The following is a 25,799-nucleotide window of genomic DNA, read 5'->3' on the forward strand; positions in this document are numbered from 1 at the left end:
TACTGAACGGCTGCCTTTTTTTCTTTTCGGTAATGAAAAAAGATAGTCAGGAAAGAAATGTCACTGTTTCACAGCCATTTTCCGAGGATGCACCTCCTGTGATGGGGGAGTGGGAAAAATGTGCTTATCCTCTTACTCAGGTGATAGTCAGTGTGAATGCACAACCACACACGATAACTCGCGACCTGGTGTTTTGTCTTGAACGCGCTGCCGACAGTATCACGAACAACGAACTGCCAGTGGATGCTGAAGGATGCCATTATCGTGGTGATTATGGAAATACCGGTTTAACGTTTCCTGAATACTCTGCTCACTGGCATGTGCACGTTCGTTTGTGCTTTGACCCCCCCGGTTTTTTCCCGGATGCAGCGGGTTCTGCGTTACCCCCCTGGATCAAAATGGCTGGCTATCTTGCTGAAGGGAGTCTGGCCCGCCATATCGTCGTTATTGTCCAGGGAACGCGGCAAACTTCTCGTAAATCACTTTCCCGGTATCTCACTAAGGCTGCGAACGCAATCGCCACCGGCGCGACCGAGGGCGCTGAGTCTGACGATGATTACGGCTACGCATTTATTGTCGTTCAGCCAACACCACTCTGACGATTTACCCCATTTGATATCAACATGTCTGGCATCTGGACGTCGCTCTGCGCTCAGCCAGCTCCCCGTTTTCGTTTAACCCAGACAAGGTAACTCCATGAAAAAAGACCCTGAATGTGAAAAGGGCCGGAATATTACTATCTCGTCACTACGTCATGATGAAGGTTCAGCCAGATGGCTGGATGAGATCCTCAATGAGAATCCGCTCTACAAACCTTCTGCCGTAATGCGTGGTGGCATTCTTGCCCTGTATGAAATGACGCAGGAACAGCGACTGGCCATCATTATGAAAGCGGCCGCCAGTTCTAAAAACCACTGATATTTTCCAGCCACCGCAACTCTGATGGTGGCACATCCGGAGATCCCCATGACCCACTCTGAACCTGTAAAGGCGGTTGTAGTAATCCGTGACCAAAACGGATTCTGGACTCACCCACACTACTTTAAGCCTTCATGTGATGAGGCCTCCCAGGCCGATTTCAATGAATGGTTACGCACGAATCAACTTGTCTGTGCACTTCGCTGGCTTGAGAACGATGCACCTCCTCAGGTTATTGAAGCCTGGGAAAACGGAGCATCTGATATCAGTGAATGGCAGCCTTCTGTTCCTTCAGAAGATGGCTGGTTTATTGGTTCAATACATGACACTGAAGACGGTCCGGTTTGTGTGTGGCTCAGGGGGGTGCCATGAAACGATTGGTCTGGTTCACAACACTACTTCTTACGTTGGCTGTCTTAACTCCTGCTCAGTCGTCAGCAGCCAGTAATGCCGGAGATGGGAGGTGGGTGAACCCCATTTCGGATGTCTGCTGGAAATGCCTTTTTCCCATGACGCTGGGCAATATAAAACTGGCATCTGGCCCTCAAAAAGATACAGCAAACCCGTCATCACCCATCCAGATTTGTCCAGTAGGCATACTTTATCGCATTGGACTTGCTATTGGTTTCTGGGAGCCGATGGCTATGGTGGATGTAACCCGGGAACCGGGTGTCATGGTGAATATGGGGGGATTTAAAATTGATCTTGGCCGGACAGGGACTGGAACTGCAGGTCAGAGTGACCGCCCAGCTGCGGGCGCGTTCTATCATGTTCACTGGTACAAATATCCTCTGATTTTCTGGCTCAATATTATTACCAGTCTTGGTTGTTTGCAGACAGGGGATTTGGATATTGCCTACCTTTCTGAAATAGATCCAATGTGGAATGACAGCACCCTCTCTATGCTTATTAACCCGGAAGCGGTTCTGTTCGGTAACCTCATTGCGCAGGCAGCATGTGCAGCTGATGCGGTGGCCAGTTCTGCAGGTCTGCCCCTGGCTCCATTGTTCTGGTGTGCAGGAAGTCAGGGCTCTATGTATCCAATGACGGGTTTTACCAGTGGAGAGTTTTCCCCACTGGAATCATCTCTTCTTGTTGGCGAACGTATGGCGTTCAAGATGCATCGGGAAGGGCTTGTCTGGAATTCTATTGGCGCAGACAACGCCGTATGCAATCAGTATCCGTCCCCAATCATTCCTAAAGATCGCTGGCGTTACCAGATGGTGAATATGTTTCCAGAGAGTACAAACTGCCACCCATTTGGTGCCACTACTCAGACCTGGGGGATAAAACACAACACTCCCAATTCCAAAAAGAACTTTGGCTATCTCTTCTGGCGCAAACGCAACTGCGTTTTTCTTTAAGGATTCAACAATGAACATCGCTTATTTCCATACACTTATTTTCAGTGCTCTGTGTTGTTGTATTTTTCCTGCTATGGCGAGCGTACAGACAGATATTTCTGCCAATGATCGGGACTGGATTAAGGCACAGCAAGACTTACGGGAAGATACTCTGAATAGCCATCCAGGCCGTTTATCAGGCAATCTGCCTCAACAGGATTTGATTAACCGGCTGCAGAAAGATATTACCTCGAAGAAGGCTGCTGTGAAGGATAAAAATACCTTCCCTGCAGTCTATTTCATCAGTCTTGGTATTCCTCGTGAAGGTTTGCTGCTCATGTTGAATGATGCGTGTCGTTATAATATCCCTCCCACAATTCGTGGGCTTGTGAATAACGATATGCGTCAGACAGCCGCAATGATGTTTGAGCTTAACAAGGAAAGTAACGATGTCGGCGTACAAATTGATCCCACACTTTTCTCTGAATACAACATCAGTGTCGTACCCGCCCTGGTAGTCACCTGCCCGGGGCATTATGACGTTATACGTGGAAGTTTGCCGCTCAGGCAGGCGCTGAAGAAAGTCGCTGAGAGTGGTGATTGTGCGGCAACGGCCAGGAAACTTCTGGAGGCTGCCAGATGAAGAAGATATTTCTTATCGCGCTAATGCTGACGCCTCTGTTGGTCATGGCCGCAGACCCAGGCTTTGAAGCCGGGGCGAGTTTTGGGAAAGACAATGCTGCTGCAGGCAGCAACAGTCTGAAAAATCCCTCTGTGGTGACCAGTGCAATACCCGGTTATACAGATAAACCACCTGAATCAGGTTATTACAACGGAGTAAGTGGTGGCGATGGAGGACTTAACGGTGCAGGATTGGGATCTCTCCAGGGGAGCAATGCTGGGCAGGCTGTTATTGACAGTGGTAATAAAAACCCTCCACCCGTTATTAATCCCGACGCCCCGTTTATTACTGTCGGAAAAGATGCTGAAAATTCAGCGGGAAGCATCATCGATGGTACAGGTCAGCAATGTCAGGAATCTACGGTTTCAAAAACAACGTTTGAAAATTTTACTTGTGATCGTGATGTCGCTTCGATCGAGTCATGTAAACGTACTGCCAGTATCACAGGAGACTGGAAAAATACGGAAGAATTCCGGTATGTCACTATTGCGCCGAATCAGTTCCGTTACAGTATGAACGATCATAAACTTGTTTTCAGCGTGACATCTCCAGTAACAGGCGTTATCCAGCATGCGCAACTGAAGGTATACGCCAGTTTTTATTTCCTTAATTCCCGTTATACCTTTATGAACACCGTGTTTAATGTCGAAACGATAACGGGTAATACCAGTACGCACGCATTAAATGGTGCAACCGGTATGAAAATAACTGAAGGACAGGAATTGACAGGAACCGGTTGTACAGCAAATGGCAACTGTATCTATGGCGGTAACGGCGACTTTAGAATCTACCAGGAACTGGCCAAGGGGGCCTCAACATTTACGCTCACTCTGTATATTAAAGTTGGTGAGAAGGAATGGATTCCCCGCGTTGAATGGGCAGATCACTGTGGGTTTGCCAAAACCAGGAGTGTATCACCTATTGAAAGCATCTGTACTGCTCCAGGAGGTGACAGGACTGTGGTGGTGGAAGGGAAGGAATACACTGTGCACAGTGACTGCTGGGAGTATCAAGAATCTTACGCCAAAGATACCGATTCAGTAGGGAATTGTGGGCCCCTGATTGCGGACAAGAACTGTACGCGGTCCGACAAAAAATGCACAGAGACCGATAATGGTGTCTGTATCCATCAGACTGAAACATGGCAGTGTCAGAAGACTTATCAGTCAGGAGGGCTGGTCTGTGGCGGGGAGTTTATCTGCCAGAATGGTGATTGTGGTGATACGAACGATGCTGGTTATAACGGTTTTGATGAAGCCGTCGCTAAACTGGCCGGGCTGGCTTCTGCGGCAGAGGATGTAAAAGCCGGGGGAAGTGATATTGAAGTCAAAGCGTTTACCGGTAAGGTGATGCGATGCCGAAAAGCTTTCGCTGGTTTCTCTAACTGCTGTAAAGATTCGGGGTGGGGGCAGGATGTCGGACTTTCGGCTTGCGATGATGATGAAAAAGCTATTGGTAAGGCAAAAGCTAAAAAAATCACAGTTAAAGTAGGGGAACGCTGCGATAAGAAAGTTCTCGGTGCCTGCATCCAAAAAAGCCAGGTTTACTGTGTCTTTGACGGCAAATTATCCCGAATTATTCAGGAACAGGGACGTCGCGATCAACTGGGAGTGAATTTTGGTAGCGGAGACAGCCCTAACTGTCGCGGTATAACGGTACCTGAGTTACAGAGTATTGATTTTGATTTAATTAATTTCTCTGATTTCTACAGTGAAATGATGGATAACCAGAAAATACCTGATACCGCGGTGATGGTGAAACAGATAAAGGATCGTATTGCAGCGCAGGTACCGCAGCAGCAAAGTCAGGGAGGGAAAAAATGAGGCAACTCATAACAGCTCTCCTGGTGCTGACGGTCAGTTTGCCTGCAACAGCAGATGAGATTGTGAAACCGGCAGCTCCCTTTACCGGCTGGTTCTGGTACAACGAACCGAAAACCCCGCCTGAAAAGCCACAAAAACAACAACAACCCGCGCCGCCAGTCATTCCTGACCTCAGCAAAATGACTGCCCAGGAACAGGCAAAGGTACTCAGAGGATACACAATGGAGGCGCTTAATCGCGCCATCCTGTATCCGACAAGGGAAAATACAGCCACATTCCTGCGTTGGCAGAAATTCTGGACTGACAGAGGATCAATGTTCAGCCAGTCTTTTGCAGCTGCCCAGTTGAGTCATCCGGACCTCGATTACAATCTTGAGTATCCGCATTACAACAGTATGGCTCCGTTTGTTCAGACGCGAGATCAGCAGGCACGGCAGCACGCGGTAGCAGAGATGTCACAACAGTATGGCCTCTTCTATTTTTACCGTGGCAGCGACCCCATTGATGTACAGATGGCCGGTGTTGTTGCTGATTTTGCTAAATCCAACGGAATATCACTGATCCCGGTATCGGTGGATGGACAGGTTGCGGCCTCCTTACCACAAAGCCGCCCTGATTCAGGTCAGGTCCGTTCTATGAACATTACGCATTTCCCTGCACTGTTTCTGGTTGATCCAAAGAAGAAAAACTATCGGGCATTGTCCTACGGCTTCATGACGCAGGACGAACTTGCCAAACGTTTTCTTAATGTATCCAACGGGTTCAGACCTGCCTCTTAAGGATTTTTCCGTGAATAAATTTGCATATATACGTGCCGCGCGCACGTTGCGGCGTGTTGCTTTTTTTTCTTTGGTGACGGCGCCCTCTCTGGTGCTGTTTTTCCTGTTCATCACGCTGTCATTTAACAACTCGATTGCCGGTAGCTTCCTCTCGACTGCCAGGACCCTTATCGCTGGCGCTCCGGATGGGATGGTCAATATCTCTGTATGCGACAAACCGAAGATATCTCACGATGACTTACCTGATGAACGTGCCATTCCATCCCTGTCCGCAGAGGATAACGCTCTGCAACAGTCTTCTCCGGTGTATTTAGCAACATGCCTGACAGGACGGAAACCCGCCTCCGAATGGCAAAAGGAAACAGATAGCACCATACGACAACTGTATCTGCTGTCTGTGGTTATGGGGTTATTTGTCTCGTGGTTATTCAGTGGCGCGCTCATCCCTGCTCGTTCTATCTTCAGGAGAATGAAATCATGAAATCATGCCTTGTGAGGCTGGTTCATCTCCTGTGGTGGGGTGTGGTAGCAAAGTGCCTGGATTATCTGGTTGCAGCGCCGGTGACATTCACCCAAAACCTGTTGATTTGGACCTGTTACCTGATGTGGGCACTTGCAGTGACACTCATGACAATCGCATGCGTACATGAATGGCAAACTGACTTTCAAATAAGGGAGGTACTGCATGATCGGTAAAGTCGCCGCCAGCCTGTTGATGGTGTTTCCCCTGATAGCCAGCGCCGGTGTTCGGGATGAACTTGCCGCAATGGATGAGGCTAAAATAAATTCTCCGGAAGTTGTTGCCCTGACAAAACAATCTCCCGTGACGACACCCAGTCTGATGACATTACCTGACGGTCGTCAGGTTAATATGAAGGACTATGCGGTTGTATTGTTTATGCAAGCACACTGTCAGTACAGCGCAAAATTCGACCCTCAAATCAAAGAATGGGCCGATCAGCACGATATCAAAGTTTATCCTTATACGCTCGATGGAGGCGGTGATCCGTCATACCCCTCGCCAATGATACCACGCAAGACAGACCCTGCTTCCCCTATAGCAGATGAGATTGTCACCTTCTTTGGTAACGGTCTGCCGATTGCCACACCGACGGCCTTCATGGTGAACGTCAACACGCTCAGGGCTTATCCACTAACGCAGGGTGTGATGGATATTCCTGTTCTTGAAAGTCGGATGGCCAGCCTCATACAAGCTGACCTCGACGATGTCGATCCGAAAACGCTGCCGCCCATGCCGGCAAGTGCGCAGGTCACTCCTCAGTAATAAAACCGGACTACAAAATGACTACACATTCGTATGCGTTCTCGCGTACCGAGCGCGTCTGGCTTCTTTTCAGCGTGACGTTGCTGGTATCCGCGACAATTTATGGCTTCCTGGTTGCCCGACTTGCAGGGGGGCTTTCAAAATCTGAGCTGAGTACCTTTCTGCAGGACATACCGGTACTGTTCTTAATCTCACTGAACACAGGTTTTATGGCTTGTACTGCCGGACATTATGCGTTGCGGATTTCGCTTCAGAAACCAGCTTTCAGGAGGCATGGGCATGATTAAGTCGCTGGCAGTAGCCACAGGTATTTTTTTTATGGGCCTGTCAGTATCCCCTGTCCGGGCCGATGTAAATGGTGATCTGAACGGATTTTTTGGCAGCCTGGGGTACAGCGGAAACGTCTCACAGGCGCAGGCATGGCAGGGACAGGCTGCGGGCTACTTTTCAGGTGGTTCGGTGTATCTGCGAAATCCGGTTAAAAACGTACAACTGATTTCGATGCAGTTACCCTCCCTCAATGCCGGCTGCGGTGGCATTGATGCGTATCTTGGTTCATTCAGCATGATCAGCGGTGAAGAAATTCAGCGCTTCGTTAAACAGATCATGAGCAACGCGCTGGGGTATGCCTTCGACCTTGCTTTGCAGACGATGGTCCCGGAACTGAAACAGGCTAAGGACTTCCTGCAAAAACTGGCCAGCGATGTGAACTCGATGAATATGAGTTCGTGTCAGGCAGCACAGGGCATCATAGGAGGGTTATGGCCAGTGACACAGGTATCACAGCAAAAGATCTGCCAGGACATTGCCGGTGAAACCAATATGTTTGCTGACTGGGCTGCATCGCGTCAGGGGTGTACGGTCGGCGGGCAGAGCGACAGTGTGACGTCCCGGGCCGGAGATAAACAGAAAGATCAGGTGTTGAAAAACAAGAACCTCATCTGGGATTCACTTAGCAAAAATGGATTACTGAGTGGTGACCGCGCCCTGAAAGAACTGGTGATGAGTACCGTCGGCTCAATCATTTTCAACAGGAATGGTGATGTCACTATCCTTACGCCGCTGGTTGATAACCGTGACCTGATAAAAGTACTGATGCGCGGTGGTACAGCGAAAGTATACGGATGTGATGAAGCCTCACTCTGTCTTAATCCGGTCGTCACCAACCTCAGTATTTCTGAATCAAGCGCTCTTGTTACCCTGGTTAAAAACCTGATGATCTCCATGCAGAACAAACTGGTAGATGACAGACCGTTGACCGACCAGGAAAAAGGGTTTGTGAACACCACGTCGGTCCCGGTACTGAAATATCTGACCAACGCTCAGAGCATGGGAATGAGCGCGACCTATCTGCTGCAGGTGTCGGATTTTATCGCGCAGGATCTGATGATTCAGTATCTCCAGGAGCTGGTTAAACAGGCCAGTATGTCCCTGGCGGGTAAAAATTTCCCGGAAGAAGCCGCCGCGAAGCTGCGTGACAACGTTATTCACGCGCAGGGGCTTCTGGCTGACATGAAACTGCAGTCAGCTGCAGATCAGAATGCGCTGGATGGTATCGACCGCAATATGCAGTACCTGCAACAGCAGGTATCCACCATCGTTTCCGGCTCATACCAGAGCAACTACCATTGGGGTGATCGCTGATGCTTGAGATTTACACCATTTACGGTGGGGGTATGTGGAAAACGGCGCTGGACGCCGTTGTTACCCTCATCGGCTCCAGTACATTCAGTACGCTGCTGCGTATGGCGGGAACCTTCGGGGTACTGGCTGCGTTGATCATGTTTATTAAACAACGTAACCCGATGTTGTTTGTGCAGTGGCTGGCTGTTTTCATGATTATTACCACGATTTTGTTAGTTCCGAAGCGTTCCGTTCAGGTGATCGATATATCTGATCCTGCAGCTGTCTGGAAAACCGATAATGTTCCGGTTGGACTGGCTGGTATTGCCTCTCTGACTACAAGTGTCGGCTATAAGATGACTTCGTTATACGATTCTCTGATGGCTCGCCCGGACTCAGTAACCTACAGCAAAACGGGGATGCTTTTTGGTTCACAGATAGTGGCCGAAACAAGTGACTTCACGACACAGAACCCGGAACTGGCACAGATGCTGCCGGATTATGTGGAAAACTGCGTAATTGGTGATATTTTGCTGAACGGGAAATACACCGTGAATCAGCTGCTTAACTCGTCCGATCCGCTGGCGCTAATCACCAGTAACCCAAGCCCGTTGCGTGGAATATTTAAAACATCCTCCACGACGAGGCAGTTTATAACCTGCCAACAGGCAGCTGCGGAAATTAAAACGCTGGCCAACGTTGAAGCTAATCCTGGCAGCGCCACGTTTACCTGGCTGACGCAGAAGATATTCGGCAATAAGATTAATGGAGCAACACTGCTTTCCAGCGCGATGGGTGACAGCTATGGTTTCTTTTATGCCGGCGGAATGACTGCTTCGCAGATTATGAAGAACAATATTACCAACAGCGCGATACGACAGGGAATTAAAGGGTTCGCAGCCCGTTCGTCAGATACCGCAAACCTGCTGAATCTGGCGACAGAGAATGCGGCCACTAAGCAACGGCTCAGTTGGGCATCAGGGAACGAACTGGCAACACGCACACTGCCATTTGCTCAATCATTGCTTATGTTGATCCTGGTGTGTCTTTTCCCGTTAATGATTGCTTTAGCGGCCACTAACCACGGTGTATTCGGCCTGAATACACTGAAAATATACGTGAGTGGTTTTATCTATTTCCAGCTATGGCCAATCATGTTCGCGATCCTTAACTACGCCTCAAATTACTGGTTGCAGTCGAAAACTGGAGGGACGGCACTCGTCCTCTCTAACAAAGATATTGTGGCGTTACAGCATTCGGATGTGGCGAACCTGGCCGGATACCTTTCACTCTCGATTCCTGTTCTTTCGTTCTACCTTACCCGGGGAGCGGCGGCAATTGGATCACAGGTAGCAGGAGGCATGCTTAGTTCGGCGGCCTTCACGGCTGCAGGTGTATCTTCCACGACTGCCGATGGAAACTGGTCGTTTAACAATATGTCGATGGACAACGTAAACCAGAACAAAATGGATACAAACCTGGTACAGCGTCAGGGCCAACAGACATGGCAGGCTGATAATGGTTCTACGCAGACAATGACTGCCGGTGGTCATACCGTTATTGATGGCTCTGGTGCTATGTCTAATCTCCCGGTGAATATGAAACTCAGCCAGCTGGCCAGCAGTGGATTTCAGGAATCAGCGCGTCAGTCGCAGGTTCAGGCACAAACAGCACTGGATGGCTATAACCATAGCGTGACCAGTGGTTGGTCTCAACTGTCGCAGTTATCTCGCCAGAGTGGTACCAGTGACAGCCTGAGTTCAGGCAGTGAAAACAGCCAGGCAACAAATGCTACTCGCGGTGCAAGCATGATGATGTCCGCCGCCGAGAGCTACGCCAAAGCAAATAATATTTCAACTCAGGAAGCCTACAATGAGCTTATGTCCAAATCGAGTGAGATGAGCGCTAATGCGGGAGGAAGTGTTAAATTCAAGTCGGGTGATCAGGCTTTCGGTAAGATAGGTAAATGGGTAACAGGAGTCTCAGTTGAGGGGCATGGAGGGGTTGAGGCGAAGGGAAGTAGTGGAAGTTCTCATGGTACTCAGGAGACAAACTCAAATACTCAAGATATGCGCCACGATAAAAATAGTCAGTCTGTTAATGACTTCCGTCAGGGTATGGATATGGTTACCAGTAGCCGAGTGAGTGATGGCTCAAATCATACGGAGAATGCGGCAACCAGCAATGTTCAACAATTTGCAGCCACGCTTAATGATGCGGAGAGTAAGTATCATCAGTACACAACCAGTTCGACACAGAGCGATGAGTTCAGCCGTATGGCCACTATTGCACAGAATCAGAGTGCAAGCCTGGATACCAACTACACTCAGGAGTTTGTGGATTGGGCGGCTAATAAGTATGGCGACAAAGCACAGAGTATGCTGACAAGTGCCCCAAGTGCGCGCGAAGCTGCAATGGAGTTTGTGAATGAACGTCTGAAACCTGAGATTACCGGAGATTATCAGCAGGGTCGCTCAGACCTTATAACCGGTTCCGAGCATGCCCCGTTCAGTGGTAAACATATTGTGCATCCTGCTCAGACTAATCAGCAGATGGAGGGGACTACAGATGCACAAGATGGAGTACGTTACAGTAATGTAAATACGACGTCTGAAAGTTCAGGTGGGGCAATCGGTGTATCTTCAGGCGACTCAAATTTATATGGAAGTAATAGACAGTATGGAGATCGGAACATACCAATAAGTCAGGATGCTTCGGGCCGAATAAATGAATCTTCATTAGTAGCATCAGAACAAAGTTATAGCGATGGGCAGTTAATGAAAACTGGAGGGAGTTATAGCGATCATACAAACAGTCAGTATGGTGGTGAAGAGTATCGCTCTAACACTCGTCGCGGAGAAAACAATTCAGTGGGCAACAACGAGTATACGTCTGAAACCAACAAAGAAAGTTTGGCGAGAAACATCACCAGTGACAGAACTGCTGTGGGCGGACGTGTCACAGGCAATGATATGTCAGATTCTTTCAAGGAAAATCAAGAAAGACTGCGTGAGCAAACTGGACAAACTTTTGAACCTCAAAATGATTTGAAACTTAGGGCTGCGGAACAAAGATCTGAAAATCAGCATAATATCAACAAATCTGCTGGAGAAATTGATAAAAAACAAACCACTGTTCAGGCATCCAGTGATATCATTAAAGGTGAAAGTGAGAATATCAAATCTCAATTTATAGAAGGTAAGCATGCAGAAGATTTAAGACAAACTGCATTACCTATACTCCATAATGATGAGATTGATAAACATAAGCAAAACATTGAAGAATTGAGAAAAAGAATGGGGTAAAAAATGCTGACATTCAACGATGTTAATCGTGATATTAAGGCGATATTAGATGGTGTTTCTGACAGTAATCAGCCTGTACCATCAACGGCTAAGGCGGTCAAGTTTGCATTAGTTCTGCCTTCGGTTGGTATTTTGCTCTCTGCATTAACACTTGGGATAGTATGCGCCAACTTGAATCATAAAAATTTAAGTGTAAGCCTTTTTGCTGACTATTTTTTTTCAGGTGAAGCCATACCAATTTATATGTCTATAGTGGTAGGCCTTGTGCAAAGTATGATGTTGTTGCCTTACATTGGCCTTTACAATTTGATACCCCAAAGTCTCAGAGAAAAAAACCCACTGATAATTCATTTTAAAAGTGCTTTGTTTAAGGGGACTGTAATTTATATTTGTACGTTATTGATGACATGTTTGATGTCCTTCTATAACCCTATTTATTTATTCACTACGCCAATTATGATGTTTGTTGCAATTTTTGTTACGTCAATCACTGTTAATATCCAAGTGACAAAGTATGGAGTTGGTCCATTGTTAAAGAAATTGAATGGGAATATTAAGTAAATCCTGGTCAACTTAAAAGCCTGCATTCATTTTAGAATAGTGCAGGTTTTCATCTTAATTTGTTAATAAATATCCAATCAATTTAATAGGTTGCGATTCAGAAACTCGCATAGAAAATTGTATAAATTTCGCAGCGGATTTTTTGAATTAAATACGTTAGCAGTGCTTATATATTAAGGGTTGAACGTTATTTATTAACTTGCCATTAGGATAATTCTTAAAATAATGCGCTATATCAATGAACTCTATGCTGAAATTCAGGATAAGTGGTGTGCTGGTATAACAAACAGGATAAACCATGAAATTAAAACAGTATGCAGTTGTAACTTTAGTTGCCTCTACCCTGGTACTTTCGGGCTGTGGAGCCATGTCCACTGCTGTGAAAAAGCGCAATCTTGACGTGAAGACCCAGATGAGTGAAACCATCTGGCTGGAACCATCTTCAGAGAAGACTGTTTATCTCCAGATTCGCAATACGTCCGACAAAGACATGTCAGGCCTGCAGGCGAAAATTACCAGTGAATTGGCCGCAAAAGGTTACCGGGTTTCCAGTTCTCCGGATACGGCCTACTACTGGATTCAGGCCAACGTTCTGAAGGCTGAGAAAATGGACCTGCGTGAATCGCAGGGCTTCCTGAAAACGGGCTACGAAGGAGCCGCGATGGGCGCAGCTCTTGGTGCAGGTATCACTGCGTATAACTCAAGTTCTGCAGGGGCCACACTCGGAGTGGGGTTGGCCAGCGGCCTGATCGGTATGGCCGCTGATGCGATGGTCGAAGATATTAACTACACGATGGTGACCGATCTGCAAATCTCTGAGCGCAGTAAAGCTACTGTTACCACTGATAATGTTGCCGCCCTAAAGCAGGGAACCTCTGGAATTAAGGTGCAGACGAGCACTGAACAAGGGAACAGGGCAAAATATCAGACCCGCGTGGTATCTAATGCCAATAAGGTCAATCTTAAGTTTGAAGAAGCGAAACCGGTACTGGAAGCGCAGCTGGCTAAGTCTATCGCAGGCATTATGTAGACAACTTTAACTAAGTTGTTGCCCTGAATCAGTATTGTCTTTAAGGGAAAAAACATGAATACACTTAAGATTTTTTTAATAGCAGTTTCTACATCTGTAATACTCTCTGGTTGCTCTGGCCATAAACAAACTGAATATAGTTCAGAAAGAACCGCAGCCGATCAATGTACGGCAGCCATTCAGTCTGCATCAGTAGGGAAAAATGGTAAAACCGAGCTCAAAGCAATCACAAAGCTCAATTCACTCTACCTCCGTGTCGGAATTACAACCGCACTTGATCAAAAAATAGATCACCTTTCATATGTAGAATCTGAATTTCTGGATAACGGAAATCCAGGTTCGGCCTGGCGTCAGTGTATGCAGGAAAAAGGTTTCACTATAGTCCTTAAGAGTTAGCTACCTGTAACAAGAAAGTCTACCGCACTGACGATGAGATCTCTCATCTCAGGGCGGTAACTGTGAATGTCCTCCTCATCAAGCTCATGAAGATAGACCGTCTGAATCAGCTGCGTCATCAGAATATATCGTTCACCATCGATGTTAACGACGGGATTAATCTTGCTCATTCCAGGTAATGACTGGCGCCATCTGACAAAAGGAATGATGACCCGCGTATTGAGATCGATTAGCTGATCGGACTGCGCTATGACGAAATACGGATATTCCGGATTGTCCAGTCTTCTGAATACGGTTCCCTGATTCATTTAAAGACTCTCAGTGCTGCACTGCTGCCAGGAATAATATGTTCAGCAGTAAATTTGTTCATGGCATCGATAGCCGCTTTGTTTTCCTGTCTCCATCTGGCCTGACGTTCGGCACGGACCACGTCTTCAAGAGCAGAATTAAGGGCTGCTGAAAGATTGATGTTAAGCATCTTCGCTTCGTCCACCAGGGCGGCATCCAGCGAAATATTGGTGCTTCTTTTGCGCGACCGCATAGTCGTATTCATTGTTAAATCCTCTGCGCATTATGTATGCGCATAAATATAGCGCATTTATGCTCCAGAGCGTAAGTGCCTGTCGTTATTCCTGTGATATTTCGCTTCCTCACATGACTGCACAGGCGCAGTCATGTCTGCGGCGAGCGCTGGAATTTCTTTTTTTAACCAACCGTTTATCTCGTTGCCTTTCTGGCGATGCGATTACTGCCGGGTAAATTCTATGAGCTTTGCAGGTAAAAATCTCACTCAGGGTGGGCAGATGACTGCCTATCGCTGGCGCATGTTCTTTCAGGTCAACAACTGGATAGGATTCTGGATCTTCATCCTTTTTGCTGTGCTGGCAGCCGTCATCTTTTTCTTACGCATACCACAGGAGGTTTTCGATAACGGCTCACTGTGGTGGTTTTCCAGCATTAACAGCAGCTTCATCAACCTGATGCCGCCGGGCACTCCAAAACTCTATGACATCCATTACTGGTATGCCGCCACTCAGACGCAGATGGTTCTGAAAATGACCCTGCCACAGATACTCACAGACCCTTACATGATGGCTATGGGGGAGCAGTTTTTCAATGAACTGCAGTGGGCCGTGCTGGTCAGCGGTGTGTTCAGCATGTGTGTATTCGTGGGCATCGCCTGGTACATTGCCGACATTGGCCGCAGGGAAAGTGAAGACCAGTATATTTCCGGCATGCAACTGACGGAAAATCCGGCCGAGGTGAACCGGCTACTGCGTAAGAGTGGAGAACTGTCCGACTTACGTGTGGGTGAATTACACATGGTCAGGATGACCGAAGTAATGAACTTCCTGATCCACGGCACGATTGGCGTGGGTAAGTCGACTCTTATTCGCTGGCTGCTGGAGTTCATCCGAAAACGTGGCGATCGGGCCATTATCTATGATTCAGGCTGTACATTTACTGAAACCCACTACAACCCCCGCACTGATTTCATTCTTAACGCTCATGATCAACGTTGCGCTAACTGGGATATGTGGGGAGAGTGTGTTGATGCTGTGGACTATGACAACCTTGCAACGAGTCTTATCCCCGTTGAAGGAGAGTCCGACCCCTTCTGGGTATCCAGTTCCCGGACCATTTATGCTGACCTGGCCATAAGGATGTCTGCTGACCCGGAGCGCAGCATTGAGAAATTTCTCAAGACATTGTTGTCCCTCAGCATGAAAAGCCTGCGTGATTATCTGGCCAACACCCCATCGGCCAACCTGGTTGAGGAGAAAATTGAAAAGACCGCTATATCGATCCGTTCAGTAGTCACCAACTATGCCAAATCATTGCGATACCTGCAGGGACTGGATGACGGTACCAAACCCCCGTTTACCATCCGCGAATGGATGACACAGTCGAAGTACGACAGCAGCTGGCTCTTTATTTCCACACAGGCCCGACACCGCAAAAGTGTCCGGCCTCTGATATCTCTCTGGTTATCACTGGCCACCATGTTTTTACAGAGTATGGGGGAGAACAGCGACCGGCGAGTATGGTTTATCTGTGACGAAATTCCCAGCCTTCAGCGCATCCCCGAACTGGCAGAAACGATGGCTGAAGCGCGTAAATTCGGCGGCTGTTTTGTCCTGGGAATGCAGAATATGGCACAGATGATCCACGTTTATGGTCGTGAGCTGGCCAAAAGTATATTCGACCTGATGAACACCCGCATGTATGGCCGTTCCCCAAGTGCGGAGATGGCCAAAGTGGTGGAAGAGGAACTGGGGCATCAGCGTAAACGAAAAATTCGAGAGCAGAACAGCTACGGTCTGGATCAGGTCCGTGATGGTGTGTCGTTGGGTAAGGATGAGGTTAACGACCCAATTGTCGATTACGACCAGATTATGCGTCTGCCTAACCTGAGTTTTTATGTCCGTATGCCGGGTGAATATCCGGTTGTCCGACTGAAACTCAAATTCCGGAAGCCGAAAAAGCATCATCCCGGGCTGATTGAAAGAAACATTCGCGATGCTCTGAGTCCCGAGCTGGAAAAGGTGATTCAAAAAAATGAGCGTGCTGCTTCTGCCGCCGGTCTGACCTTCCCGACCGGGGATGAAATACTGGAAAAGTCGGGTGCTAATACAGCTGCATCCGGAGGCGATACAGCCATTACTTCCCGGCTCTCAGCCATTGTGACAGAAAAAGAAACGCCACCGGCAGACGTTACTCGTGTCCGGGCCACAGAACCTGAGCTTAAGCAGGAAGACATTATTTCACCACCAGTGATCCCCGAAAAAAAATCAAGTGTCGTGAAGGTTTCCTCCGTTGAAAACAATAATGTTTTTCCACTGCCTTTTACCCGGCAAGCGCCACAGGAAACACCGACTCCCTCAGTTTCTGCTTCTGCAAATGACTCTACGTGTTCCGGGGAATCAGCCATTCCAGTTGTGCCCGATTCTGTTGTTCAGGACAACACTCTGCCGGCGGCATTGCGCAGTCTCCGCAACCGTACATCCGGTACTGAACCGCCTGTTACCTCAGCCCTGGATATGCTGCAAAAGGCACGCCAACGACCGAACGCATCAGGCAACGATCAGCAGGGAGAAGATAGCGCGGCAGGGGAAACGATGAACCTGGATGCACGTATCACCCCGAATAGTGAGGGGGGAATAACAGTCACGACGTCGGGAATAAAAGCCCGGACAGACGTCAGTCCGGAAACACACCAGACGAGTAAGCGCCTCGCGCAGGACGAAGAAAATATTTTACTGCATCGCCACCCCGACGATCCGGGTTATGGCGAACACGATCAACATTATGACGGCAGAGAACCTGAATTATGATGTCAGTCGCCCCTATTGGCTCGGCAGCCGATGCTGCCGGCTACTACAGCCATTCCGACAACTATTATTTCCTCGGTAACCTGCAAAGTCTCTGGATGGGGGAAGGCGCTGACGCGCTGGGCCTCGATGGTCAGGTCAGGGGAGATGACCTGACCGCTGTACTGGAAGGCCGCTTACCCGATGGTTCCCGCCTGGGTAAAGAAATTAATGGTAATCATGTTCACAGACCCGGGCATGACCTGACCTTTTCCGCTCCCAAAAGTGTCTCAATACTGGCCCTTATTGGAGGGGATAAGGAGATGCTGGAAGCCCATAACCATGCTGTTCGTATTGCGGCGGGTTATGTTGAGAAACTGATTTCTGCCCGTGATACGAAAGATGGTGTCACCTCCATCGTTCACACCGGCAAAATGGTAGCCGCAGCATTCACTCATGATACCTCGAGAAACCTTGACCCTCAGCTGCACACACACCTTCTTGTCGCCAACATGACAGAACAGGATGGAAAGTGGAAAGCACTGGCCACCGACTATATCCATAATGCCGGTTTTATTGAAACGGTTATGAAAATGCAGGTGACGCTCGGGAAAATTTACCGGAGTGCTTTGCGAAGTCGTGTGGAGGCGTTGGGCCATGAGGTAGAGGAAGTCGGTAAACATGGCATGTGGGAAATAAAAGGCGTCCCGGAAGAAGTCCGGGAGGAGTTTTCCTCACGCGGACGGGAAATTCAGGGGGCAATCGGCGCAGAGGCCACGTTGCGCAGCCGAGATGTGGCCGCAAAAGATACCCGTCGTGCCAAAGTTGATCCCTCGAGGCTGCGTCTCATGGAGCGCTGGCAGGAGCAGATGAAAGAGAAGGGGTTTGATCTCAGGGCCTATCAGGAAAGCGTTCAATCACACGAACACCCTGCCCAGGAAAAGGTATCGGAAGCAGAGAATTCGCTCAGCAACACAGCTGTAAGGCCGGGTTTTCCCACATCAAAAACGCCGGAACGGGTGCCCGGTAACGAGGGGGAGAAAACGGCTTCACAACCGCGTGACAGCAGGGCATATCGCACTCTGGACAGCCGCCTCGGCGAGTCACTCCCTGCCCCGGAAGTGACAGATGCTGTCCGTCAGGCTATCTCACAACTGAGTGACAGCAAAACACGTTTCACCTTTGGTGAGCTGATGCTGACAACGGCCGAACTAAGTGAAAAACTACCTGAAATTAAAGACATTCGCGCCGCCATTGATGCGTCACTAAAAGATGGCATGATTGTGCCCCTGGACAGCGAGAAAGGGGTATTCACGTCAAGGATCCACTTGCTGGATGAATTGTCTATTCAGGCTCTGAGCCAGGAGCATATTAAATCGACAAGCGTGGTCAGTTTTTCCCGACCGGAGCTGTATGCGCCCCCGGCACTGGCCGTCGTGGAACAGGACTCTCTGGTACTGATGAATGCGCCGTCAGGTGTCGCGGGCATCCGTGACCTTGCCACTCAGCTTACCGGTATATCTACATCACTTGGTCGGGATGTTCAGGTCCTGGCCAGTTCCGCTGAACGTGCCATATCACTGGGGAAATCAGACGTACTGCGTGACCGTATTATCAGTCGCCAGCATATCCTGAGCGGCGACTTTCACCTCAAATCCCAGAGCACGCTGATTGTTGAAGGTGCTGAACGTCTGGGACTTAAGGAAACGCTGGTTCTTCTGGGTGAAGCCCGCGCTCAGGATGCTCAACTGGTCTTCCTTGACAGCGCCGGTCGTCAGGCAAACGGTAATGCCATGTCGGTACTGGAGTCCGCTGGAATAAGCCGCTCCCGTCGGACAGAACCTGCTCCCGGGCTGGAAGCAACGGTGGTCAGTATTCCGGACAAACGTGATCGATATGAATCGCTGGCTACCCGTTTTGCCGATCTGAATGGAGGAAACGAAAACGTCACCGCCGTAGTGGTCGGAAAGCGTGAACAGACACACCTGACGGGGTTAATCCGTAATGCGCTGCAAAATGCCGGGCAACTGGCCCGTGATGGTGTGGACATCGAAGCCAGACAACCCGTCTGGCTCGATAAGCGAACTCGCCGGATGCCTGGTTCTTATCGCCCAGGCATGGTACTTGAGGATCGTAGTGATTCCAGAAACCGCCAGTCTTACGTGATTGATCGGGTGCATGAGGATACCCGAGTACTTTCACTCATTGACGGGGATGGGGTGCTTACCCGGATGAAATTAAGTGATGTCACAGCAGACTGGCGTCTTTTTAACCGTGAAACACTGAATGTTTCTTCCGGAGAAAGACTTCTGGCTGTAGCCGGAGATCGTGAGCACCACCTGAAAGCTAAAGACCGACTCGAAGTAACAGGGATCAGCGAGAAGGGAATTGAGGTCAGACGTGGTGAGGATGTGCTGACGCTACCTAAAAACCAGCCATTGTATGTGACGCATGCTTATGTGAGCGCCCCTGGAGGACGGGATAACGATACCGGCGTGGTGCTGGCCGCACTGAACAGCCGGGATATATCAACACAGACCATGAATTCACTCGCGCAGAGTGGCCATCGCGCGGAGATTTTCACTGCAGAGGTGCAGGACAGGGCAGAGGCGCGACTGCAAAGGATGAAAACGAATGTGTCGCCCGTGCAGTTGGTTCGCACACTCAGTGGGCAGGATAATGTCAGTAGCGCGGTTGAAACCCTGCAAGACAGCGTACGTACTGAGGCCGGGCTTGCTGTCTGGCGCGCGGTAAACGACCAGAGAACGGTGGCGTTCAGCCCGCTGGATCTGGCTAAAGATGCTGTGAAATATCATCCTGACCTGGATGCAATCGGGCTTGAAATTGGCTCAATGCTTAAAACCGGTGAGCTGTTGCAGGTTTCACTCAGCGGAGAGCCCAAGCTGGTAGCCCGTTCAACCTGGGAGATGGAAAAGGCAATCCTGCGTGTCGTGGAACAGGGGAAAAACACGCAGTTACCGTTACTCGACCATGTCCCTGAAGGTGTCATGAACGGACTAACTGAGGGTCAGAGAAAATCCACCACACTGGTGCTTGGCAGTACTGATCAGTTTATAGGGATTCAGGGGTATGCCGGTGTAGGGAAAACAACACAAATTAAGGCAGTTATTGCCGCACTGGATACTCTGCCTGCAGACGTACGTCCGGTACTGACAGGGCTGGCACCGACACACCAGGCGGTGAAAGAGATGAGTGATGTAGGTGTCCAGGCACAGACAATTAAATCATTTATTGTGGAGCATGAGCAGGCGACAGCAGGTGGTGAGAAACCTGATTATAAAGGGCAGGTGTTTCTTATTGATGAATCCTCAATGGCAGGAAACCAGGATACTGCTGCGTTGTTTCAGGCTATTGCGGCAGGGGGAGGCCGCGCTGTTTCTATGGGGGACATCGACCAGTTCGAATCTGTCGATGTTGGTGCCCCCTTTAAACTGATGCAGGAACGCAGCCCGATGGACGTGGCCATCATGAAGCAGATAGTTCGTCAGAAAGATGTCCAGCTACGAGGGGCGGTTCATGACATTATCGATAATCGTATTGATGCAGCCCTGAAACGTATTGAAGCCCAGCCCGGTGACCGCGTGTCGCGTAATCCCGATGTGATAGTGCCTGCCAGCGCCTTTCTGGAAACGGCCTCGCCGGTGGATGATATTGTGGCAGACTGGACGGGCCGGACACAGGATGCACGTGCCCGCACTCTTATCATTACTCAGCTTAACGCGGACCGCCGGGCGGTAAACGCCGGCATTCATGCCTCGCTGGCTGAGCGTGGAGAGCTGGGTGAGAACGCGGTCAGGGTACCTGTGCTTGAGAAAATCACGCATACACGTCATGAGTTCAACCAGACTCAGGCCTGGCTGGCGGGAATGGTGGTTAAACGCGGTGATCGTTATCAGGATGTACTGGCTGTTGACCGTAATGGCAGTACCGTAACAGTGCGTGATGAAGAAGGCAGAATTGGCCTGTATTCACCCCGGGAGCTTATTACCGGTGATGTGCAGCTGTTTCACCGACGGGAGATAGAAGTCAGAGCCGGTGATTTACTGAAATTTACGGCAACCGATCGTGATTTGGGCCAGACAGCGAATAAGCGATATACCGTCGAGTCAGTCAGTGAGACAGGTGATATCCGGCTTAAGGGCGAAGCAGGACGCATAACCATTAACCCGAAAGACGTTCGCGCACAGCAGCACATAGACTACGGCTGGGCTGTAACCGGGTATGGCGCACAAGGTGCCAGCACCGATTACGTTATATCTCTGGAAGGCACAGAAGAAGGGCGTAAGGCACTGGCCACCCGCCGGGCCTTTTACATATCCGCTTCGCGTGTGAAAGAGCACGTCCAGATTTATACCGACGGTAAGCAGGACTGGATCAACGCAGTCAAATCCCCGGAACGTGACATCAAAACCGCCCACGATGCGCTTGCACCTGAAACGCAGCGAAAACAGGCAAAAGCCATCTGGTCAATGGGACAGCCAGTCAGCAAGACTGCAATTGGTCGGGCCTGGATGCGACACCAGAATATGCATGAGTCATCCCTTACCGCAAAAATTATCCCTGCAACCCGACGTTTTCCGGAGCCGGCTCTTGCTCTGCCTGTCTATGACAACAATGGTAAAAGCTCAGGGCTGGCCCTGGTTTCTCTGGTAGCCAGTCCTGAAGGGAAACTGACACAGGGCGAGATCCGCATGGTGATGAGTGAACGCGGTCGTGGAGCTCTGCTGCAAAGGAGCAAGTCCGGGAATACGGTCGTTGTAAGCGAACTGTCGGTGGCGCTCGATGCGGCCCGCAACCGTCCGGAGGATGGTGTGGTCTGGCAGGTTGGACCGGAGTCACCTTCAGCACAATTGATTAAAGTGAGTGGCGGTGAACGTCGGGAGCTCGAAGAAATAAGTGTTCAACGTGTCAGCCGTCAATCTGCTGAATTCATTCTGCCTGAAACCGAACAAAACGCCGATAAAAATGCTCCGGTCGATATCAGCCTTATTCGTGAGCTGGATGAAGCCCGTAAGCGCACAGAAGAGTCTCTGGCTGTCAATGCCGGTAAAACATCAGGGGAAGCTGCAGAGCCGTTGTCGGTGAAAATGATTCACCAGCCTGCCGAAGAACTGAACATCAAACCGGAGATTTATGATGCTGACGGACAGAAAGATATTTCTGAACCCGATAAAAACACCCTCAGAAGAATAGCTTCAGCAGAGGACAAGCAGGATCTTGAAGCGGCAAGATTACTACGGGCCGGGCAGGAAATTGATACCGAACGTGGTACTGAAATTTCCGGCATATCCCGTCAGGTGACAGAACTTGCTCGTAATGAACGGGATATAGCGCGGCAAACTAACAGTCCTGACCAGGGCCGTATGCCGGAACGTGAAGAACAGTCACTGACCCGTAACATTCAGAAAGAACGCTAATCCCCAATCCGCCATTGAAAGTGAGAAACCATTTATGAAGAGAACGATCTTATCTCTGTTAATCGTTGCCACATCCAGTTTTGTAAGTTTTACGTCACCGGCTGCTGCCCCACAATCCCCATTCACGCCGGAGCAGGAAAGGAGAATCGGTGAGATTGCTGCAGACTACCTGGTGGCACATCCTGACGTTCTGATAACTGTCAGTAAAAAAATTCAGGAACAACAGCGACAAAGGGTGCAACTGAATTATGCCGTTCGGGTGATGGACAATCAAAAACTGCTGCTGAATGACGCTGATACGCCAGCTACAGGGCCTGTGCGTGCAAAAGTGGCGGTTATAACATTTTTTGATTACCAGTGCGTGTTCTGCAGCAGGCTGGCTCCAGATCTGGAAAAAATCATGCTCGCGCGTCCGGATGTTCTCTATGTCTTTAAAGAATTACCAATCTTTGGTGATCGTTGGGAAAATTCACGGAAAGCAGCTGAACGTGGCTTATCTGTCTGGAAGCAAAAGGGGGCTGATGCGTATATGACTTACCATAATGCCATTTACAGAACAGGCCATGATGAAGGAAAACTAAGCGCAGAAGATATTTCAGAAGCTTCCCGTCAGGCGGGCTGGAAGGTTGCCCCTGGGACAGAGGATTTCACCCCAGCGCTTTCCCGAAACAATGAACTGGCCGCAAAGTTGGGACTCACAGGCACCCCAGGCATTATTGTTATGCCCGTCAGCGACGCGACACCTCAAAAAATCACTGTGTTCCTGGGCTTTATTCCCGCAGAAAAAATTCTGTCCGCCATCGATAAGGCATCCAGGTAACACCCGTCCCGACCTGACAACCGTTTCCCGCCAGAAAACGTTGTCAGACAGTACCGGTTCGTTCCTGCCTTTAAAAGATCTCGCAACTTTGCGTACCCTATGCCTGATTTTGTGAGAAACGCATCCAGACATACCTCATGAAGTAGATTATTTCTAGCTCAACTGAACGCGATCCAGTTGCTTTTCGTCACGATCCTCGATCTTTTCGTATGGAAAATTTACGAGTGAAAAGGTAAACTTCCTGGACGTACAGAAGCCTTGTGGTGGGGTATTCTGTTGAATAATTTTAGTTTTACACCCAATCCAAATTCTGTTGGCTGCTTTGTGGTGAGGCAGATGGGCGCAAAACTTTGTTTCGGAAGAAATGCGGACTTCCGGAAGCAGGAACGTGGATGGGAGCGTATCCATAAAACGCTCAGGAGCAGGTGACGGAGAATATCCGGAGCCTGAATGCACAAACCCCCTGAAATCTGCTCAACTTTGGCGGGCTGGCCAGAATATCAGGGGGTCCAAAAGCAGGCGCGTTGCCTGTGAAGGATTATAACGCATGCACCATATAAAACAACACCCGACCGCCATAAGAAAAGGTCGGTGTGACTGAAAAAAAACCTACCTTTTACAGACAGGTCAAAAATCCTAATCCGGAATTCACTCCGCGAGAGGGTAAAAAGACACTGCCGTTCTGCCGTAAGCTGATGGCGAAAGCCGAGGGCTTTACATCCCGTTTTGATTTTTCCATCCATGTGGCGTTCATGCGTTCGCTGGGTAAGCGGCATCGTATGCCGCCGGTACTGCGTCGCAGAGCCATTGATGCGCTGCTGCAGGGGATGTGTTTCCACTACGACCCGCTGGCCAACCGTGTTCAGCGCTCCATCACCAATCTGGCCATTGAGTGCGGTCTGGCCACTGAATCAAAAAGCGGTAATCTGTCCATCACCCGTGCCTCACGGGCGTTGAAGTTTATGGCGGAGCTGGGGCTGATAACCTATCAGACGGAATATGACCCGCAAATTGGTTGTAACATCCCCACCGATATTACTTTCACGCCGGCATTATTTTCAGCATTTGACATCTCTGATGTGGCTGTGGCCGCTGCACGCCGCAGCCGTGTCGAATGGGAAAACCTGCAGCGTAAAAAGCAGAGCCTGATGCCGCTGGAGATGGATGAACTGATAGCCAGGGCCTGGCGGTTTGTACGCGAGCGCTTCCGCAGCTATCAGTCGGAACGTAAACTTCATGGACTGAAACGCGCCCGGGCGCGGCGTGATGCCGACAGAACCCGCAAGGACATTGAGACTCTCGTTAAGCAACAGCTGACACGTGAATACGCGTGCGGACGTTTTACCGGGGGGCTTAAAGCCATGAAGCGGGAAATTGAGCGTCGTGTTAAAGAGCGCATGCTGATGTCGCGTGATAATTACACGCGGCTGGCCACAGTTCCCATATAACTCTCCTGCATGAAAAATCCGGCTGACGCCGGAGGATTTCGCACGTCTGTACCTCAACACCTCTCATTAAACGCCCCGTTCTCCGCCGTATAATCCCTGAATAAGCACAGAATTCCCCTCAGACTGGCCATAGATTTCATCAACCATGCCGTTTCTAGGCGATGAATTCAGTTATCTACAAATAAGTGCAAGGGAACGTTCCATAAAGCTACAACCGTTATACTCAGAAAGCGCCAGCCGAGCTGATTTCAAGGTGCGTCGTTCCTTTTAAACACCTGCTCTGTACTTCTTTTAAATACATAATCTTTATCTCCTATAAATACATAACCTGTTCATCGCCTGCCCTGTGGACAGGCTTAGAGAATGACCGCCCTTGCAGCGGACTCACGTCCGCGCCGGTTCGGAAAAACCAGAGGTAGCTCCCGCCTCTTCGTGGCGGGCAAAAACCAGAAATAATAGTTACAACATCCAAAATATTTAGCCAAAAATCAGTGCCCACCCGACCATCCAGCCCCTCCCCACCACTGAAAAGCGCCGCCGCCCCGGCCAAAGGCCGGGAACAACATCGCTTTTAATGCTGGATGATGTAACTAAACTATTGAGTGGCTGCCAGTGGTTTGGTCTGGAGGTTTTATGTAACACGCCCGTAAGCGGCCCTAACGGCCCGCATAACGCGGAGATACGCCCCGGCTGCGGCTTCGCCTTGCCGTGACCACTCCGAAGGCGCACATAGGCTCCAGAGCCGTCTGATAGCGGATTTAGGCTTAGCAGGAAGGAGGGGTTAATAGTGATCTTCTATCGATCAACCGGCTACGCCGGGCTACGGCGCCATTTAACTACAGAACCACCAGAGGCATCAGCTGGCGCCTTATATGCGCTTCGCGCATGCTGATTCGTTCGTCAGGCACCTATAAGGGGTCGTCTCAGAAAACGGAATCTATGGTCACTCCCGTTTTTGCAACACCGATTTTGACGACAAGTTGGCTTGCTTGAATCTATCCGGCGTCTGAATGGGATTTTATTCCCGCGCCTTGATG

The 25,799-nt window shown here is 49.5% G+C and carries 20 protein-coding genes; 18 read left to right on the forward strand and 2 right to left on the reverse strand.

What is annotated here, in order from left to right; genetic code table 11:
- Window positions 1-152 precede the first annotated feature (152 nt).
- From ACHHZ7_RS20345 to ACHHZ7_RS20410, 14 genes are all read left to right on the forward strand, one after another.
- The gene (locus ACHHZ7_RS20345; RefSeq protein ID WP_395149191.1) at window positions 153-599 is read left to right on the forward strand and encodes a hypothetical protein; all 447 of its coding nucleotides are present in this window, start codon (window positions 153-155) and stop codon (window positions 597-599) included.
- A 97-nt stretch (window positions 600-696) separates the two neighbouring features.
- On the forward strand, window positions 697-918 hold the full coding sequence (locus ACHHZ7_RS20350; protein ID WP_395149192.1) for a hypothetical protein: 222 nt from the start codon (window positions 697-699) through the stop codon (window positions 916-918).
- A gap of 48 nt (window positions 919-966) precedes the next feature.
- Window positions 967-1,290, forward strand: coding sequence for a hypothetical protein (locus tag ACHHZ7_RS20355; protein ID WP_395149193.1), 324 nt, complete (start codon window positions 967-969; stop codon window positions 1,288-1,290).
- Window positions 1,287-2,282 carry a conjugal transfer pilus assembly protein TraU gene (gene traU / locus ACHHZ7_RS20360; protein ID WP_395149194.1) on the forward strand — a complete coding sequence of 332 codons (996 nt, stop codon included), beginning with the start codon at window positions 1,287-1,289 and terminating at the stop codon, window positions 2,280-2,282. The genes ACHHZ7_RS20355 and traU overlap by 4 nt, the downstream gene beginning before the upstream one ends.
- Window positions 2,283-2,292: 10 nt before the next feature.
- Window positions 2,293-2,904 (forward strand): type-F conjugative transfer system pilin assembly protein TrbC, encoded by a 612-nt coding sequence (trbC, locus tag ACHHZ7_RS20365; RefSeq protein WP_395149195.1) that lies wholly within the window; start codon window positions 2,293-2,295, stop codon window positions 2,902-2,904.
- On the forward strand, window positions 2,901-4,766 hold the full coding sequence (gene traN / locus ACHHZ7_RS20370; RefSeq protein WP_395149196.1) for a type-F conjugative transfer system mating-pair stabilization protein TraN: 1,866 nt from the start codon (window positions 2,901-2,903) through the stop codon (window positions 4,764-4,766). The genes trbC and traN overlap by 4 nt, the downstream gene beginning before the upstream one ends.
- Window positions 4,763-5,545: a type-F conjugative transfer system pilin assembly protein TraF gene (gene traF, locus ACHHZ7_RS20375; RefSeq protein ID WP_061548431.1), complete on the forward strand. Its 783-nt coding sequence runs from the start codon at window positions 4,763-4,765 to the stop codon at window positions 5,543-5,545. Before traN ends, traF begins: the two co-directional genes overlap by 4 nt.
- 10 nt (window positions 5,546-5,555) lie before the next feature.
- The gene (locus ACHHZ7_RS20380; RefSeq protein WP_395149197.1) at window positions 5,556-6,026 is read left to right on the forward strand and encodes a hypothetical protein; all 471 of its coding nucleotides are present in this window, start codon (window positions 5,556-5,558) and stop codon (window positions 6,024-6,026) included.
- Window positions 6,027-6,230: 204 nt separating this feature from the next.
- Window positions 6,231-6,830, forward strand: a complete 600-nt coding sequence (gene trbB / locus ACHHZ7_RS20385) for an F-type conjugal transfer protein TrbB (RefSeq protein WP_395149198.1) — start codon at window positions 6,231-6,233, stop codon at window positions 6,828-6,830.
- A 279-nt stretch (window positions 6,831-7,109) separates the two neighbouring features.
- The gene (traH, locus tag ACHHZ7_RS20390; protein ID WP_079939572.1) at window positions 7,110-8,474 is read left to right on the forward strand and encodes a conjugal transfer pilus assembly protein TraH; all 1,365 of its coding nucleotides are present in this window, start codon (window positions 7,110-7,112) and stop codon (window positions 8,472-8,474) included.
- Window positions 8,474-11,758, forward strand: coding sequence for a conjugal transfer mating-pair stabilization protein TraG (gene traG / locus ACHHZ7_RS20395; protein WP_395149199.1), 3,285 nt, complete (start codon window positions 8,474-8,476; stop codon window positions 11,756-11,758). Before traH ends, traG begins: the two co-directional genes overlap by 1 nt.
- A gap of 3 nt (window positions 11,759-11,761) precedes the next feature.
- The gene (locus tag ACHHZ7_RS20400; RefSeq protein WP_395149200.1) at window positions 11,762-12,319 is read left to right on the forward strand and encodes a hypothetical protein; all 558 of its coding nucleotides are present in this window, start codon (window positions 11,762-11,764) and stop codon (window positions 12,317-12,319) included.
- Window positions 12,320-12,617: 298 nt separating this feature from the next.
- Window positions 12,618-13,349: a conjugal transfer complement resistance protein TraT gene (gene traT / locus ACHHZ7_RS20405; RefSeq protein ID WP_151216544.1), complete on the forward strand. Its 732-nt coding sequence runs from the start codon at window positions 12,618-12,620 to the stop codon at window positions 13,347-13,349.
- A gap of 54 nt (window positions 13,350-13,403) precedes the next feature.
- On the forward strand, window positions 13,404-13,745 hold the full coding sequence (locus tag ACHHZ7_RS20410) for a hypothetical protein (RefSeq protein WP_395149201.1): 342 nt from the start codon (window positions 13,404-13,406) through the stop codon (window positions 13,743-13,745).
- Here ACHHZ7_RS20410 and ACHHZ7_RS20415 read toward each other — a convergent pair.
- Both ACHHZ7_RS20415 and ACHHZ7_RS20420 read right to left on the reverse strand, forming a co-directional pair.
- Window positions 13,742-14,053 carry a CcdB family protein gene (locus ACHHZ7_RS20415; RefSeq protein ID WP_057064246.1) on the reverse strand — a complete coding sequence of 104 codons (312 nt, stop codon included), beginning with the start codon at window positions 14,051-14,053 and terminating at the stop codon, window positions 13,742-13,744. The genes ACHHZ7_RS20410 and ACHHZ7_RS20415 overlap by 4 nt on opposite strands.
- A complete protein-coding gene (locus tag ACHHZ7_RS20420; RefSeq protein ID WP_049271083.1) occupies window positions 14,050-14,298 on the reverse strand; it encodes a type II toxin-antitoxin system CcdA family antitoxin in 249 nt (82 codons plus the stop codon). Before ACHHZ7_RS20420 ends, ACHHZ7_RS20415 begins: the two co-directional genes overlap by 4 nt.
- Window positions 14,299-14,509: 211 nt before the next feature.
- Between ACHHZ7_RS20420 and traD the strand changes: the two genes are divergently transcribed.
- The 4 genes from traD (at window position 14,510) to repA (ending at window position 24,762) form a co-directional block, all read left to right on the forward strand.
- The gene (traD, locus tag ACHHZ7_RS20425; protein ID WP_395149202.1) at window positions 14,510-17,080 is read left to right on the forward strand and encodes a type IV conjugative transfer system coupling protein TraD; all 2,571 of its coding nucleotides are present in this window, start codon (window positions 14,510-14,512) and stop codon (window positions 17,078-17,080) included.
- Window positions 17,077-22,494, forward strand: a complete 5,418-nt coding sequence (gene traI / locus ACHHZ7_RS20430) for a conjugative transfer relaxase/helicase TraI (protein ID WP_395149203.1) — start codon at window positions 17,077-17,079, stop codon at window positions 22,492-22,494. The genes traD and traI overlap by 4 nt, the downstream gene beginning before the upstream one ends.
- A 34-nt stretch (window positions 22,495-22,528) precedes the next feature.
- Complete coding sequence (locus ACHHZ7_RS20435) at window positions 22,529-23,314, forward strand: DsbA family protein (RefSeq protein WP_395149204.1); 786 nt, start codon at window positions 22,529-22,531, stop codon at window positions 23,312-23,314.
- Window positions 23,315-23,907: 593 nt separating this feature from the next.
- Complete coding sequence (repA, locus tag ACHHZ7_RS20440) at window positions 23,908-24,762, forward strand: incFII family plasmid replication initiator RepA (RefSeq protein ID WP_049271075.1); 855 nt, start codon at window positions 23,908-23,910, stop codon at window positions 24,760-24,762.
- The last annotated feature ends 1,037 nt before the right edge of the window (window positions 24,763-25,799 follow it).

It is taken from the genome of Citrobacter freundii complex sp. 2024EL-00216 (genome assembly GCF_043945515.1).
Lineage (GTDB): Bacteria > Pseudomonadota > Gammaproteobacteria > Enterobacterales > Enterobacteriaceae > Citrobacter > Citrobacter portucalensis.

Coding starts and splice junctions, on each gene's coding strand:
- ACHHZ7_RS20350 (WP_395149192.1), top strand. CDS start 697: ATGAAAAAAGACCCTGAATGTGAAAAGGGCCGGAATATTACTATCTCG.
- ACHHZ7_RS20410 (WP_395149201.1), top strand. CDS start 13,404: ATGAATACACTTAAGATTTTTTTAATAGCAGTTTCTACATCTGTAATA.
- traT (WP_151216544.1), top strand. CDS start 12,618: ATGAAATTAAAACAGTATGCAGTTGTAACTTTAGTTGCCTCTACCCTG.
- traD (WP_395149202.1), top strand. CDS start 14,510: ATGAGCTTTGCAGGTAAAAATCTCACTCAGGGTGGGCAGATGACTGCC.
- traN (WP_395149196.1), top strand. CDS start 2,901: ATGAAGAAGATATTTCTTATCGCGCTAATGCTGACGCCTCTGTTGGTC.
- traF (WP_061548431.1), top strand. CDS start 4,763: ATGAGGCAACTCATAACAGCTCTCCTGGTGCTGACGGTCAGTTTGCCT.
- trbC (WP_395149195.1), top strand. CDS start 2,293: ATGAACATCGCTTATTTCCATACACTTATTTTCAGTGCTCTGTGTTGT.
- ACHHZ7_RS20435 (WP_395149204.1), top strand. CDS start 22,529: ATGAAGAGAACGATCTTATCTCTGTTAATCGTTGCCACATCCAGTTTT.
- ACHHZ7_RS20355 (WP_395149193.1), top strand. CDS start 967: ATGACCCACTCTGAACCTGTAAAGGCGGTTGTAGTAATCCGTGACCAA.
- ACHHZ7_RS20400 (WP_395149200.1), top strand. CDS start 11,762: ATGCTGACATTCAACGATGTTAATCGTGATATTAAGGCGATATTAGAT.
- traU (WP_395149194.1), top strand. CDS start 1,287: ATGAAACGATTGGTCTGGTTCACAACACTACTTCTTACGTTGGCTGTC.
- ACHHZ7_RS20415 (WP_057064246.1), bottom strand. CDS start 14,053: ATGAATCAGGGAACCGTATTCAGAAGACTGGACAATCCGGAATATCCG.
- ACHHZ7_RS20420 (WP_049271083.1), bottom strand. CDS start 14,298: ATGAATACGACTATGCGGTCGCGCAAAAGAAGCACCAATATTTCGCTG.
- traG (WP_395149199.1), top strand. CDS start 8,474: ATGCTTGAGATTTACACCATTTACGGTGGGGGTATGTGGAAAACGGCG.
- traI (WP_395149203.1), top strand. CDS start 17,077: ATGATGTCAGTCGCCCCTATTGGCTCGGCAGCCGATGCTGCCGGCTAC.
- trbB (WP_395149198.1), top strand. CDS start 6,231: ATGATCGGTAAAGTCGCCGCCAGCCTGTTGATGGTGTTTCCCCTGATA.
- traH (WP_079939572.1), top strand. CDS start 7,110: ATGATTAAGTCGCTGGCAGTAGCCACAGGTATTTTTTTTATGGGCCTG.